This is a genomic window from Streptomyces sp. NPDC093221 (assembly GCF_044753885.1).
Lineage (GTDB): Bacteria > Actinomycetota > Actinomycetes > Streptomycetales > Streptomycetaceae > Actinacidiphila.
On sequence record NZ_JBIVOA010000002.1, the window covers coordinates 440,258 to 456,041 of the forward strand.

A 15,784-nucleotide genomic window follows, 5' to 3' on the forward strand; every position below is an offset into this window, starting at 1 on the left:
GCGGAGGCGACGTCTGATGGGAGCACCGGGCTGCCCGCCGAATGGACCGCGTTCCGCATGTGCGGTTGATCTGTTCTGACGGTGAGAACTGCGCCGGACCGATCAGCGCGTTCGACCGCGTATGTGCAAGGCGCCCAGCCGAGGAGCTGGTCGTACGTCGGCCTGCGCCGCAGCCGCCACCGGTAGGTCACGCCGTCGACCACGATCCGTCGTGATCCCTTTTTCACCAATGTCATACGCACCCCCTCGGCAGCGCGGATGCTATCTGTTCACGCTCAACCGCCGCGATTGGATTCGGCGAAAGCTGACGGGGACCGCACCAGTTGTGCACCTCACCGGAGTGCGTTCACGCGTTGGCGAGGGAGAGGCGGGCGGCGGGGTCAGGCGGAGACGGGGTAGAGGAACCAGCGGGACTCGTCGTTGGTGCCGCAGGTGGCGATCATGAGGCGGCGGTCGGAGCCGCCGGGGCTGACGTTGCCGGGGCGGATGCAGAGGTTGCCGCTGATGAAGCTGCGGATGTGGACGGCGCTGTTGCCGACGGGTTCGAGCCACCAGAGCTGGTTGTCGGCGAGGGTGCCGTCGCAGTTGGCCTCGTTGAGGGTGGTGCCGGCGGGCTGGGGGCCGCGGTTGGGCATGTCGAGGCAGAGATCGTCCTTGGCGTTGACGAAGAGGACGAGGTCGGTGCCGCCGGGGCCCTTGCCGACGGGCTGGACGCGCATGTTCCAGATCTGGTTGTCGTTGCTGGTGCCGTCGCACTTGTGGGTGTTGACGGACCCGCCGACCTTGCCCGCGCCGAAGTAGGGGATGTCGGCGCACAGCGCCGTCGCGGCGTTCAGGAGCAGCGCGGTGGAGGGGTAGACGGCGATGGTCGGCGTGGGAGTGGCGGTCGCCTTCTCGGACCGCTTCGGCGAAGGCGTCGGCGCGTGGGTGGTGTGGACCGGCGCCTTGGGCGTGGCGGAGTGCGACGGCTTCGGCGTCGGCTTCTTCGCGGTCGGGCTGACGGAGCCGGTGGGGAGGTGGGCGAGCCGGTCGGCCGCCTTGGTCTGCGCGGCCGTGAGCTCCTTCGCGTCCTGGTCGGCCTGGTGGCCGCGCCAGGCGCCGATCCCCATGGTGGCGCCCGCGGCGAGCGCCAGTACGGCCGTGGCGCCCGCGACCCTGGAGCCCAGCCGGGAACGCTCCCCCGGCTGGCGGGCACTGCTCGTGAGCACCTCGACGAACCGTGCCCGCCGCCGCCGCTTCGCCTCGTCCTGATCGGTGTCGCTCAACGCCCGTTCCCCACTCGCCAAGAGTCCAACAAAGAGATGCCCATCGCTCAGACGCACATGAAGGCCCTCAGGTCACACCCGGCCAGTCAAGCACCAGGACCGAGGCCAACGGCCGCCCCCGAAACCGGATGGGCACGGAATGGGCACGGCATGAGCAGAAGGACCGGCGGGACGGCGCCGCCCGGCCCGGTGCGGCGTCCACCGGCCGCGTGCCGTGCGCGGCGGTGCCCGTACCGCTTGGTGACCGGAGTCCCCCACTCCCCTTGCGCACCACGAATATCACACGGCGCGCGCACCCCGCTACGGCGGTTCCTCTCGCGGATCCGGTGCCGGTGCGGGCACCGGATCCGCCGAGGCGTCCGGGGCGATCGGCGCTCTCGCCCTCACCGCCTCGTGGCCGGGCGCGGTTCGGAGCCGAAGAAGACCTCGGGCGCCGGTTCCCCGCCGGAGGCGGCCCGGTGCCGCGGGCCACCGGCCGTACCGAAGCCGAGTCGCAGCGGCGCTGACGGCGGCGCGGACAGGGGCGCGGACGGGGACGAGGACGGGACGGTGGCCGCCACGTGCCGGTCGGGCGCAGAGGGCACCGGAGCCGGGGCAGGGGCCGGGGCCTGGTCCGAGGCCAACTCCGGTGCCGACAGCGGCGATACGGGCGGTACGGGCCGCTGCTCCGGTACGCCGCCGACGGGCTCGGTCGCCGCCCACCGCGCGGTGTACGGAGCGGGGTCCGCCTGCTGGAAGAGCAGGACGGGGCGGCCGTCGTCCGGTCCTGCCGTCCAGGGGGTTCCGTCCGGCGTCAGTACGGTGACCCGGAGCCCGAGCACGGGTGCGGCCACCGCGAGCACGAGCCAGTCCGCGTCATCGGAACCGGTCCCCGTACGTACGGCTTCGACGGCCGCTTCCTCGGAGCCGACGAGCGGCGCCGTCCGTTCAGGGGCGGTCAGGCCCGTGAGCGGCGGCCACAACCGCCGCTCCCCCGGCGGCCGTTGCGCGTCGGTCACGAGCGCGTCGGCCAGGGTGTCCCGCAACTCCCGCGACCCGGCGGGCCGTCCGTGCCCCACGAGCCGTCCGCTCTCCACGGGCGCGACGGCGGTCAACGCGTGTGTCACCGCGTCCCCTTGGTCGAGGATGTACAGCGGCGCCAGCCCGCGCTCGGCCAGCCGATCCTCCTGCGAGCGTGCGGGGGACGGGAGTTCGGGGACGGCGTGCGACGGACGTACGGCCACGGGCATCGCCGGTGCCGCTGGTGCCACGGGCATCGCCGGTACCGCCGGTGCCACGGCTTCGACCGGTACCGGACGGGACACGGGCGCCTGCTCCGTGACAGGAGCCTCGTACGCGACAGGGACCTCGCCCGCCGCCGGGGCCTGATCCGTAGCAGGCTCCTTGCCCTTCCCCGGCGGAACGTCCGCGCCCGCCCGCACGCGCGGCGCCGCGAAAGAGGTGCCGGTGCGAGGCGTCACGGGAACGTGGACCGCCTCGTCCCCCGGCAGGGCCGGCACCATGTGCAGGCCGTCGCCGGAGAGCACCGGCACGTACGCGGTCGCGGACGGATCGAACTCGTCCCATACCTCGGCGACCTGCTCGATGTTCCCGACCTCGCCGATCCAGCCGCTGTCCCCGTACATGATCATGCCGGTCGGCGTGTGGATGAAGTCGTCCCCGAAACTGACCCACCCACCCGGAGACAGGACCGTCCCGTCCGGCAGCCTGATCCAGCCGCCCGGATCGACCTCGTACCCCAACGGCCGTGACGACGACGGCGTGTCGGCCGGAGGCAGCGGCAGGTCGAACACCGCGAACTCGCCGGGCCTGTCGGCCGTACGCGGACCCGCCGCAGGAGCGGGAACCCGCACCAGACCCGTATCGGAGCGCGGCTCCATCAGCGTGACCACCCGCCCGATGCCCCACTGCTCCCGGATCGGATCGATCCCCACGTCCGGCGAACCGCCCCGCGCTCCCCACCGGTTGCCCGGCAGATCCCACGATCCGCTCGGCCGACCCGACGACCCGCCCGGCCGACCCGACGACCCGCCCGGCCGACCCGACGACCCACTCGGTCGACCCGACGACCCGCCCGGACGGTCCCAAGACCCGCTGGGCCGACTCGAAGACCCGCTGGGCTGGCCCGACATACCGCTCGGCTGCCGTGACAGTCCGCTCGGCCGCCCCGAGGACACGCTGGACCGGCGCGACAGCCCGCCCGGCTGGCTCAAGGACACGCTCGGCCGCCGCGACGAACTCCCCGGGCGGCCCGACGACCCTCCCGGCCGACCCGACGACCCTCCCTGCCGACCTGACGAACCGCCAATCGGCCGGTTCGAGACCGGAATTCGAGGGTGCCGGTGCGCGAAGTAGACGTCCCAAGCGTGCCCGGGCGGATACACGTTCCGGACGGGCGACGGCATCGCGAGGTCCTGGTACATGTTGTACAAGCCCTCGTACTGACTGGCCGCGACGGGCGTGCCGGTGAAGTCCATGATGTTGAGGATCGCGCCCGTGTCGATCTGGCTGAGACCGACGTTCAGGTAGTCCACCCCGTCGTGCGGGAGCGGAACGGCCCTCGGGGTGATCGACGGCGCATTGCGCGGACCGACCAGGAACGGGAAGGGGAACGCGGGGTCTCCGGCGAAGATCGGAGTCGCGTTCACCTCCCACGGGTCGAGCAGGACGATGTTGCGAGGCCGCTCGGGATAGCCGACCGCGATGAACACGTGGTCGGTGTACGGCGCGATGGCGTGCAACGGGTGTTCGCCCGGGTGGAGGTTGAGCGGCACGTGCCAGATCCGCATCCCCGGGGGCAGCTGCCTCCGGTTCAGGAGGACGTAGGTCAGGGCCGCGTGCTCACCGCAGTTGCCGGTGTTGACCAGCGACGCCTGGGCCGCGCTCTGCCCCAACGACTCCTGGATATTGCGGGGTTGAACGCGGGGCACCTGACGGGCCAGGTGGTTGCGCACCAGGAGCGCCCCGCCCGTCGCCGCGACCGAGGACGCCTGATTCGACTGGCCTCCGTGCAGGATCTCGCGTACCCCGGCGAAGATCTCATGGCCGAGGTCCATCAGCCACAGCTCGTTCTGCAAAGGCTCCGACGGGAGCATGTCGGGCGGAAGGGGTTCGCCCATCCCCACCCGCCGTCCGCCGCGACTCGCCGCCTCGGCCGCGTCCCGCTGCGCGTAGTAGTTGGTGTGCCACTGCACGGACTGACGGTTGAGCCGCTCGATGGCGAACCACTGCTCGGGCGCCATGCCGGGCGGCGGAGCCGTCGCGGTCGGTACGTAGAAGGGGGCGGGCTGCCAGCTCGGCAGGCGGGGTGAGGGCGGCGCGTCCGCCATCTCCACGTCCTCCGGCTCGAAGGAGCGCGCAGGCGGCCGACTGGGCCCCGCGGACGGCGGATACGGCTGCCTGCTCGACCCTGCGGTCGGCGGGTACGGCTGCCGACTCGATCCGGCGGTCGGCGGATACGGCTGTCGGCTCGATCCCGCCGACGGCGGATACTGCTGCCTGCTCGATCCCGACGAGGGGTACTGCTGCCTGCTCGGCTCGGCGAAGGAGGACTCCCTGCTCGGCCGGCGGGTGAACCCGGAGGAGGGGTAGGACAACACGCCCGTCCGCCGGACCGACCCGGAGGAGGGATAGGACCGGCGGCTCGACCGGCGACCGGAAGACGACACCGGCGGCCTGCTCTCCTCCCTCGGATCGGTGTAGACCGTAGTCCTGGAATACCCTCCCGAACCCGAGTACGACGATGACCCGCCCGGGAGCGACATCGGACGACCGGTGACGATCATCTGCGCGATGGCCTGGCCACGCGGCCGCAGCGGCATACGCTGCCGCCAGTCGGGCAACTGCGCGTGCAACTCCGGCACATCGGCCACCGTCACCGGCGGATGCGTCGCGTCCAGCCGGTGCAGTTCCGTGTTGATGTCCTGGGCCAGGACCACCTGATCGAATTCACTCAGGCCGGAACCGTGGCCGGACGTCCCCTGCGCGGGAGGCGACGGCACGGCGGACGGCGTCGGCGCCATCGGCCGGACGACGGGCGCCCAGGCCGCCGCGGGCGTCTCGTCCCAGCCGGAAGTCCCCTCCGTCGCGGGCTCCTTGCCCTTGGCGGACGGACCGGGTGAACCGGATGTGCCCGCCGTGCCCGATGTGCCCGCCGTGCCCGCCGTGCCGGTCGGCACGGGGCCACGGGGCCGCGGCGTCTCGGAGCCGGGGTGCGAGATCGGGGCCGCCGCCTGCGTCTCCGAGTCGGTACGGGGCCGCAGCGGGATGTGCACGGCCTGGTCGCCGGGGTGTACCGGCACCATGTGCAGGCCGTCGCCGGAGGGCACCGGCAGGTGCGGGGCCGCCGACGGGTCGAAGTGGTGCCAGGTCGCGGCGATCTGCTCGATGTTGCCGACCTCGCCGATCCAGCCGCTGTCGCCGTGCATGATCGCGCCCGTGGGGGTGTGGATGAAGTCGTCCCCGAAGCTGACCCAGCCGCCGGGCGACAGCACGCTGCCGTCCGGGAGCCTGATCCAGCCGCCCGGATCGACCTCGTACCCCAACGGCCGTGACGACGACGGCGTGTCGGCCGGAGGCAGCGGCAGGTCGAACACCGCGAACTCACCGGGCCTGTCGGCCGTACGCGGACCGGCCTCCGGGGCAGGACCGCGCACCAGACCCGTGCCGGAGCGCGGCTCCGCCAGCGTGACCACCCGCCCGATGCCCCACTGCTCCCGGATCGGATCGATCCCCGTGTCCGGCGAACCGCCCACCGTACGGGCCGGGCCGCCCGGCTGGTCCCACGGCATGCTCGGCCGACGCGACGAGCCGCTCGGCCGCCGTGAAGAACCGCTGGGCTGACCCGAAGAGCTGCCCGGCTGGCGCGATGAGCCGCTGGGCCGACGCGAAGAACCGCTGGGCTGACGCGACATGCCGCTCGGCTGCCTCGACGGCCCGGCCGGTCGACCCGAAGAGCTGCTCGGCCGGCTCGACGAACCGCTCGGCCGGATCAGGCCGGACGGCTGACCCGACGGACCACCCGGCCGGATCAGCCCCGACGGCTGACCCGACGAACCGCCCGGTCGGATCAAGCCGGGCTGCTGGGGGTGCCGGTGCGCGAAATAGGCGTCCCACGCGGGGCCGGCCGGATACATGTTCCGGACGGGCGCCGGCATGGCGAAGTCCTGATACATGTTGTACACCCCCTGGTACTGGCTGGCGGGGAGAGGCGTACCGGTGAAATCCATGATGTCGTGGACTTCGTGCCCGATCTGACGATGGCCGATGGCCAGGTAGTCGATTCCGTCATTCGGCAGAAGAACGGCCCGCGGGTTGATCGACGGCGCATTGCGCGGACCGACCAGGAACGGGAAGCGGAAAGCGGGATCCCCGGCGAAGATCGGAGTCGCGTTCACCTCCCACGGGTCGAGCATGACGATGTTACGGGGCCGCTCGGGATAACCGACCGCGATGAACACATGGTCGGTGTACGGGGCGACGGGGTTGTCGCCGCGTTCACCCCGGTGCAGATTCAGCGGCACGTACCAGATACGCATGCCGTCGGGCAGCCTGTGCCGGTTCACGAGCGTGTAGGTCAAGGCCGCGTGCTCACCGCAGTTGCCCGTGCCGGTGATGGATGCCGTGGCCGCGCTCTGCCCCAGTTGTTCCATGGTATTTCTGGGCTGCTCCCGGGGAGCGACCTGCCGGGCCAGGGAAAGGCGAATCTGGAGCGCCCCGCCCGTCGCCGCGACTGAGGACGCCTGATTCGACTGGCCCCCGTGGAGAATGCGGCGTACGTCGGCGAAGACCTCATGACCGAAGTTCAACAACTCGATCTCGCGCGGCAGCGGCTCGAACGGCAATGTGTCGTGCGGAGAGACCGGAATTCCCTGATTCCGCAGGTTCTGGCGGATCGCCTCCTCTTGAAGGCCCATTCGCCGGTAGTAGTCGGTGTGCCATCGCTCGGAGATCCGCTGGGCCTCCAGGATGTCGTGCCAATGCCTGTCGGAGATGCCGTGGGGCCGGACCGTCGCGGTCGGCGCGTAGAAGGGGGCGTGCTCCGGGGGCGGCGCGTCCATCATCTCCACGTCCCCGATGTCAGAGACGGGGGTGCGCGGTCGGCTCGAACTCGGCGGCGGGTACGGCTGTCGGCTCGATCCCGACGGCGGCGGGGCGTACGACTGCCCGCGCGACCCGGAGCTGCTGGGCTGCCTCCTCGGCGCGGGGGCGGGCGGCGCGATCGGTCGGCGGCCGAGCCCGGAGGAGGGGTAGGACAGCAGGCCAGGCCGCTGGACCGACCCGGGGGAAGGATAGGACCGCCGGCTCGACCGGCGCCCGGAGGACGAGACCGGCGGCCTGCTCTGCTCCCTCGGGTCGGTGAAGACGGACGTCCTGGAATATCCTCCCGAACCCGAATGCGAGGACCCGCCGGGGAGCGACAGCGGCTTGCCCGTCACCATCGTCTGCGCGATCGCCTCACCGCGTGGCCGCAACGGCATGCGCTGCCGCCAGTGGGGCAGTTGGGCGTGCAGCTCGTCCACGTCTCCTGGGCGGACCGGAGGGCGGCGTGGATCGAGCCGGTGCAATTCGCGGTTGATCTCGTGCGCCAGGATCACCTTGTCGAATTCGCTCAGACCGGGACCGTGGCCCGACCCCTCCTGCCCATGCGGCTGTTCGCCCGGCGGCACGTGCTCCGAGGGCGGCGCCTCTTCCGACGTGGGCTCCTTGCCTTTGCCCTTGCCCTCATCGGTCGCGGGCTCCTTGCCCTTGCCCCCGTCCGTGGCAGGCTCCTTGCCCTTGCCCTCGTCCGTCGCGGGCTCCTTGCCCTTGCCCTTGTCCGACGAGGCGGGGGCCGGCTCGGTGGTGGTCTCCGACGTGGACTTGCCGTTCTGGGGCTGCTTGCCCTCCTTGCCGGAGGGAGCGGGCGACTTGGGCTCGGGGGCCGCCGTGGTCGGCGGGGCCTCCTTCGTGTGCGGTGCGGCGGCCGGGGGTTCCTTGCCGACCGGCGGTACGGTCTGGCCGCCGTCGGGCCGACTGCCGTTCCCGGAACCGGAGTCCTTACCGGAACCGGGCTCGTGCGGCGGCGGCGCGGTCTCGATCTGCGTGTGGCTGCTGTTGCCCTGGTTCGGACGCAGATTGCCAGGGCCGTCGCCCGAACTCCCGTTGCCGGAGTTCGACCGCCCGCCCGGTACGTCGTCGAGCGTCGCAGGACCGTCGTAACCGGGACCCTTGCGCGTAGGCTGCTTCGGCGCGGGCGGCAGCTTCGGTCCGGCCCCGTGCGAGCCGTCGCCCCGGTTGCCTGAACCGGGCGGCTTCCACAGGCCGTTCGGGTCCGGGATGCCGCCGCCCAGGCGGTGTCCCGGATTCTCCATCGGATCGGAGCTGACGGGCTTGGACGACGTTCCGGATGACGTCCCGGACGGTCCGCCCCGACCCGGCTCCTTCCAGCCCGAATCCGGCGCGGGCTTCGCGCCGCCCAAGGTCCGGCCGGGGTTCGCCATCGGGTCGGAGTGCAACTGCGACTCGCCGGAACCCTGCGGCTTCGACTCGGGCGCGGGGAACGGATTCTCACCCGGACCACCCAACCGACGCCCCGGATTGTCCATCGGATTCGGACTCAACGGCACCGGCGACGACTCAGAAGAACCACCCGAACGCGGCTCCGTGCCCGGCACCGGCTTCCCGTCGCCCAGCGTCCGGCCGGGATTCGCCATCGGGTCGGGGCCGGTGCCGCTCGAAGCCGGGGGTTTCGATGTCCCGCCCTGACGGTTCCCGCCCTGGGAGTTCCCGCCCTGGGAGTTCCCGCCCTGCGGATTTCCGCTCTGGTGGTTGCCTCCCTGCGTGTTGCCGCCCTGGGAATTCCCTGCCTGCGGGTTCCCGCCCTCCTTGCCGGAGGGCACCGGCGGTTTGGGCGCGGGGGCCACCGGGGTCGGCGGGGCCTCGCCCGGAGGCGGTGCGGTCTCCGTCGTCTCCTTCCGGGGCGGCGGCGCGCTCTGGCCGCTGTCGGAGTGACTGCCCTTGCCGGAGCCGGAGTTCGTGCCGGAACCGGGCTCGTGCGGTGGCGGCGCGGTCTCGATCTGCGTGTGGCTGCTGTTGCCCTGGTTGGACCGCAGATTGCCGCCGTCGCCCGAGCCCGCCGCGTCGCCGCCGTTCTGCCGCCCGCCCGGCTTGTCGCCGAGCGTCGCGGGCTGGTCATGGCCGGGCCCCGTACGCGCCGGTGCCTTCGGCGCGGGCGGCGCCGTCGATCCGTTGTCGCGCGGACCACCGCCGCGGTTGCCAGAACCCGGTTCCTTCCAGAGGCTGTTGGGGTCCGGCTTGTCGCCGCCGAGGCGGTGCCCCGGCCCGTCCATCGGATTCGACCCGCCCGGCCCGCCGGGCTTCCCTTCGGTGCCCGATCCGGACGATCCGTCGGAGCGGCCGTGGGAACTCGTCGCGGGATAGTCGTAACCCGGCCCGGTCGGCTGCGCCTTCGACGGACCGTTGCTGCCCGGCGCGTCCGGATTCGGCTCCTTCCAGAGGCTGTTGGGGTCCGGCTTGCCACCGCCGAGGCGGTGCCCCGGCCCGTCCATCGGGTTGCCGGAGCCCGAACCGTCGGGACGGCCGTGGGAACTGGTCGCCGGGTAGTCGTAACCGGGCCCGGTCGGCTGGGCCTTGACCGGCCCGCCGCCCTCGGCCTTCGTGCCGGGACCGGGGAACGGATTCTCGCCGGGACCGCCCAGCCGCCTGCCCGGATTGTCCATCGGATTCGGGCTCAGCGGCTTGGCCGACCCACCGGGCCCCTTGGACCCGTTGGACCCGTTGGAACCGCTCGAATCGCCGGAACTCTCGCCGTACGGGCGGTCCTTCACGCCGTGCGGGTTGCCGGGCGGAGCGCCCAGCGTCCTGCCCGGGTCCTTCGCACCTCCCGGTGAGCCGTCGCCCTTGCCCGAAGAGCCCGACGACCCGTTAGAACCGCCGTCACCGTACGGGCGGGACGTCACCCCGTGCGGGTTGGCGGGCGGAGCGCCCAGCGTCCTGCCCGGATCGGACTCGCCCTTGCCCGACGAACCCGACGAACCCGATGAACCGGACGAGCCCGACGACCCGTTCGAACCGCCGTCGCCGACCGGACGGGTCTTCACCCCGTACGGATTGGCCGGCGGAGCGCCCAGCGTCCTGCCGGGGTCCTTCGAACCCGCGGCGGAGTCGTCGCCCTTGGGGGCGGGCGCGCCGACGTCGCTGCTGTGGTGGCCGCCGCCGGGTCCGCTGTTGGTGCCGCTGAACTCGCCGCCGGAGGAGTGCTTGGTGACGATCGGTCCCGAGTCGGGGGCGGGACCGCCCTTGCCCGATCCGTCGGTGATCGGCGTCGCGTGGTCGCCGCCGCCGATCCGCGACGGGGGCGGACCGATCGGGGACTTCCCGCCGCCACCGCCGCCCAGCGGTTTGCCGCCGATCGGCGTGGGAGGCGGAGGTGAGACGGGCGGCGGGGCGCCGGTCTTGGGGCCGGAGCCCGGCTTTCCCGGACGCGGGGTGTAGTGGAAGGCCCCGAGCCCGCCGCTGATGCCGCCGAAGGCACCGCCGATGCCCAGGCTCCACGCCTCCATGCTCCAGTCGACCTCGTAGTCGGTACCGGCGATGTCCGCGCCGATCTTGCCGACGGCGATGTCGAAGGCGAGGTTGGACGCGGCGCCGATGACGGCGCTGCCGGTGATCTCGATGACCGCGGTGGCCACCGAGCCGATCCGGGCGGCCATCTGGGCCATGATCGGGATCAGCCGGGCCAGCAACTGGCCGATCATGGCGAGCAGTCCGCTGAGCAGCGGGCCGAGGGCGAAGAACACGGCGCCGAGCAGGGCGCCGAGGATGTCGGCCCACATCGCGGCGTTGAGCTTCTTCGCGTACTCCGCCGCGGCCTTGTGCAGTTCGTCGGCGTAGCGGTTGATCGTCTGGCCGATGGTCCAGGCGGTCTCGGCGGCGCTGTCGATGGTCGGGGCGACGCCCTCCTGCCAGGCCAGGCGCGCTTCGTCACCGGCTTTGCCGGTCATGCCGAGCTCGGAGACGTAGCCGTTGACGGCGACCTTGCGCTCGTGGAGGTCGTCGCCCATCCGGATCCAGGCGTTGCCCAGTTCGTAGATGTCGTCGAGCTTGATGGTGTTGAGTACGGAATCCGCGTCAGCCATGGTCGGGGCCGCTTTCCTCGGGCGTACCGCTGCTACTCGGACGGGTGCTGTTCTCGGGGCCGCCGCCCAGGCGGGTCACCGGTCCCGTGACGTACCGGGCCACGTCGGGCTGCCTGGCGGCGGGTTCGGGGGAACCCGGATCGTCGCCGTGCCCCGCCACGACGCCCGCGGGCACCGGCTCGGCGGCGGGGCCCGGTACGTTCACCGGCTCGCCACCTTCACGAAGAGCCGTTCCGCCAGGGCCCGTTCCGCCAGGGCCCGTTTCGCCGGCGGCCTCCTCGCCCAGCTCGTCGATGGCGACCTGGACGATGGCGGGGACGGCGGAGCTGCGGCGGATCAGCGTGCCGCGGCCCGGCTGACGCCGGTAGGCGCGCTGGTCGCCGATCAGGACGCCCTCGCGGTGGTCGCCGGACAGCAGCAGCCCGTCGGTGCCGATCTCCTTGAGCTTGCTCAGCAGGGGGTCGGACAGCAGGGCGCGGCTGGCACCGCCGACGCGGCGGGCGAGCACGAGGTGGAAGCCCAACTCGGCCGCCTGCGGGATGAATTCGGCGAGCGCGGCGAGCGGGCCGTGGCCCATGGTGCCCGCGGCCAGGTCGTAGTCGTCGGCGACGACGTACAGCTCGGGGCCGTGCCACCAGTCGCGCGCGGCGAGTTGGGTGGCGGTGACGTCGGCGGGGGGCATCCGGGTGCGCAGTGTCTCGGCGAGGGCCTGCGCCTGGGCCGCGACCAGGTCGGCGTTGCCGCCGCGGGCGCCGATGTACTCGTCGGGCACGGTGCCCAGCAGGCTGTGCCGGTAGTCGACGACCATGAAGCGCAGGTCGCGCGCGCTGTGCCGGGCGGCCAGGCCGCGCATCCAGGCGCGCAGGAACGCGGTCTTGCCGGAGCCGGAGTCGCCGAAGACGACGAAGTGCGGGGCGTCGGCGGTCAGGTCGAGGCCGACCGGGCGCTGGTCGGACTCGCGCAGGGCGATGGGCACTTCGCGGGCGCCGAGGGCGGGGCCGTGGCCCTCCCAGCGCTCGGCGGGCGGCAGCGCGGCGGCGGCCGTCAGCTCGCGGACGGTGATCCGCGCGGGCAGCACGCGCAGCGCCGGGGCGGCGGGCCGCCGCCAGCTCTCGGCGAGCCGGGCCACCAGCGCCTGCCCGGCCTCGGCGAGCCCTTCGACGCTGTCGACGGCGTCGAGCCGGGGCAGCGCGATGTGGTGGGTCAGGCCCGCGGCGGCAAGGCCCCGGCCGGGGATGCTCTGGCCGAGCGCGCGGGCGGCGGGGCGGCTGATCTCGGACTCGGTGGGGTCGTTGAGCCGCAGTTCGAGGCGGCCGGGGATGCTGTCGCGCAGGCCGATCCGTACCTCGGCCCAGCGGTTGGCGGTCAGCCAGAGGTGGACGCCGACGCCGAGGCCGCGGGTGGCGATCTCGGTGAGGGTGACGACGGCGTTCTCGTCGGTGGTGTGCAGGGCGGCGAGGTTGTCGACCACCAGCACGACGTCGGCCGACCGTACGCCGTCGGGGACTTCGCCCGCGGCGCGGCGGGCGCGCAGTTCGGCCGCGGACTGGATGCCCAGGTCGCGGAACATCTGCTCGCGCGCGGTGACCAGGCCGGTGATCTCGGCCAGCACCCTGCGGACCCGCTCGTCGTCGCGGCGGCCCGCGATGCCCGCCACGTGCGGTGCGTCGCCGAGGCCGTGCAGCGAGCCGCCGCCCATGTCGATCCCGTAGAACTGGAGCTCGTCGGGGGTGTGGGTGAGCATGGCGCTGAGCATCGCGGTGCGCAGGAAGGTGGACTTGCCGCTCTGCGGGGCGCCGACCAGGGCGATGTGGCCCTGACGGCCCGCCAGGTCCAGTACGAGGGGCTGCTGTTCCTGCCGGGAGGGCACGTCCAGCACGCCGACCGGGAACTTCAGCTCGCCGGAGTACGGCCACAGGGCGCAGCGCAGGCCCAGTTCCGGGTCGGCCTCCGGTTCGCCGAGCAGCGGGTCGAGGGTGAAGCGCGGGGGCAGCGGCGGCAGCCACACCTGGTGGCCCGCGGTGTCCTTGTCGGCCAACCGCTCGACGGCGAGCTGGAGTTCGGTCGAGCCGCCCTCCGGGTCCCAGTCCCAGCCGGGCGTCTCGGCCTCGTCCGCGGCGAGCGGCGCGAGGTCGCCGTGCACGGCGAAGGGCACGGGTTCCAGGGCCGGTCCCGCGCTGTCGGCGTCGTGGTCCTGGTAGGGCGCGGAGACGTACGCGACGCGGAAGCGTTCGTAGACCGACTCGTCCACCTTGAGGTAGGCGGAGCCGGGGATGGCGGGCAGCGTGTAGGCGTCGGAGGTGCCGATGACGGCGCGGGACTCGGCGGCGCTGAAGGTGCGCAGGCAGATCCGGTACGACAGGTGGGACTCCAGGCCGCGCAGCCTGCCTTCCTCCAACCGCTGGGTGGCCAGCAGCAGATGCATGCCGAGCGAGCGGCCGACCCGGCCGATCTGCACGAACAGGTCGATGAAGTCGGGGCGTTGGGAGAGGAGTTCGCCGAACTCGTCGACGATGATGAGCAGATAGGGCAGCGGCTCCAGCGGTTTGCCGTTGATGTCGGTGGCGCCCGCCGCCTGCCGCAACTGGTATTCGCGGACGGAGTCGACGTTCCCCGCCTCGCGCAGCATCCGCTGCCTGCGCTGCTGTTCGCCGCGCAGCGCGTCGCGCATCCGGTCGACGAGCGCGAGGTCGTCGGCGAGGTTGGTGATCAGGCCGGAGACGTGCGGCAGTTCGGTGACGCCCGCGAAGGTGGCGCCGCCCTTGAAGTCGACCAGGACCAGGGCCAGGTGCTCCGGCGCGTGGGCCATGGCGAGTCCGGTGACCAGGGTGCGCAGCAGTTCGCTCTTGCCGGAGCCGGTGGCGCCGACGATCAGTCCGTGCGGGCCGATGCCGCCCTGCGCGGACTCCTTGAGGTCCAGGGTCAGCGGTTCGCCGGTGCCGGTGACGCCGATGGGGACGGAGAGCAGTTCCCTGTCGTCGGGGGCGCGGCGCAGGGCGGCCGGGTCGAAGTGGGCGATGTCGGGGACGCCGAGCATGTCGGAGAGGGAGACGTGTTCCGACAGGACCTGTTCGCGTTCGCCGGTCAGCCGCAGCGGGGCCAGCGAGCGGGCGGTGGCCTCCAGGACGCCGGGCGCGACCTCGTCCACGACGGCCTGCTCGACCGGGGCGTGCAGCGCGGCCGTACGGCCTTCCAGCGCGAGGCCGCCGCGGGCGTCCGTGCGGGCGCGTACGTCCACCCGGCCCGGCTCGGAGCCCTCTTCCTCCACCAGGCACACCACGTGCACGCCGAGGTCGGGGCCCGCTTCGGTGAGCAGGTCGGACAGCAGCGCCGAGCGGGCCCACGGCGCGTCGGGCTCGTATCCGTCGAGGAAGACCACCACGTGACTACGGGGCCTGGTGTCGCGCTGGGAGATCAGCCGGGCGTTGCGCTCGGCGCGGGCGGCGACCGCCCGGTCGAGGGTGGCCTGGAGGTGGTCCTGGAGTCCTGCGAGGTCGTCGGCGAGCAGCGGCACGACTTCCTGTTCACGGCGCTGGGCCTGGTCGGGCTGCTGGGCGTGCGGCAGCCACTTGGCCCAGTCCCAGTCGGAGTTGCCGCCGGTGACGACGGCGATCCGCACGTCGTCGGGGGCGTGCAGCACGGAGAGCTGGAGCAGCAGGGTCTGGGCGAGCTTGCGGGTGCGGTCGCGCGGGCCCAGCAGGCTCACCACTCCCGCGGCGCGCAGGTCGAGCCAGGCGGCCTGGTCGGCGACGGTGCCGTGCGCGCGGACCAGTTCGGCCGCGGCGTGCTGGCAGGGCGTGTCGACGTCGATGGTCGGGTCGTTCTGCCCCGGCATCTGGAGCGCGTCGGCCGCCGCCACCGTGCCGGTGCCGAGCCGCAGGTGCAGGAAGTCGTCGTCGCCCGGGCGGCGTTCCCAGACTCGGCGGCGGCGGGTGGCGATCGCCCAGAGCCGGTCCGGGTGCGGGTGCCGCCACGCGTCGGCGGCGCGCTGGCCGAGCTGGGAGCGCATGACCTGCTTGCGCACCCCGGCCAGATACTCCAGGTACCGCTCCCGCTGCCGGTACTGGTTGCGGCGGCGGTGGCTGCGCAGTTGCATCCGGACGCCGATGGTGATGCCCACGGAGACCACGACGAAGGCGATGCCCAGCAGGATCATCCACGCCTTGCCGTAGGCGATCATGTACGCGGCCATGCTCATGCTGGACAGCAGGGGCAGCAGGAGCATCAGCCAGCCCGCGGCGCCCTGCGGCTGTGGCCGCTGGGGCAGGCCGGCCAGTTTCGTCCGGCCCTCCGGCATCGGCGGGGGCGTGATGCGGACGGGGCGGTGGAAGGGGATTCGACTCACGATGGCTGCCTAGCGGGCTGTCGGGGCGGTGGGGG

At 72.8% G+C, this 15,784-nt stretch carries 3 protein-coding genes; all 3 read right to left on the reverse strand.

Annotated elements, in window-relative coordinates:
* Positions 1–380: 380 nt before the first annotated feature.
* The 3 genes from ACIQCJ_RS08000 to eccCa all read right to left on the reverse strand — a co-directional run bounded on the left by ACIQCJ_RS08000 (position 381) and on the right by eccCa (position 15,749).
* Positions 381–1,265 (reverse strand): RICIN domain-containing protein, encoded by an 885-nt coding sequence (locus tag ACIQCJ_RS08000; protein ID WP_402710997.1) that lies wholly within the window; start codon positions 1,263–1,265, stop codon positions 381–383.
* Between the two features lie 383 nt (positions 1,266–1,648).
* A complete protein-coding gene (locus tag ACIQCJ_RS08005) occupies positions 1,649–11,404 on the reverse strand; it encodes a hypothetical protein (RefSeq protein ID WP_402710998.1) in 9,756 nt (3,251 codons plus the stop codon).
* The gene (eccCa, locus tag ACIQCJ_RS08010) at positions 11,397–15,749 is read right to left on the reverse strand and encodes a type VII secretion protein EccCa (protein ID WP_402710999.1); all 4,353 of its coding nucleotides are present in this window, start codon (positions 15,747–15,749) and stop codon (positions 11,397–11,399) included. Before eccCa ends, ACIQCJ_RS08005 begins: the two co-directional genes overlap by 8 nt.
* Positions 15,750–15,784 lie beyond the last annotated feature (35 nt).

What these genes read in the sequence shown, in the direction of transcription:
- ACIQCJ_RS08005 (WP_402710998.1), bottom strand. Translation starts at nt 11,404, where the DNA reads ATGGCTGACGCGGATTCCGTACTCAACACCATCAAGCTCGACGACATC.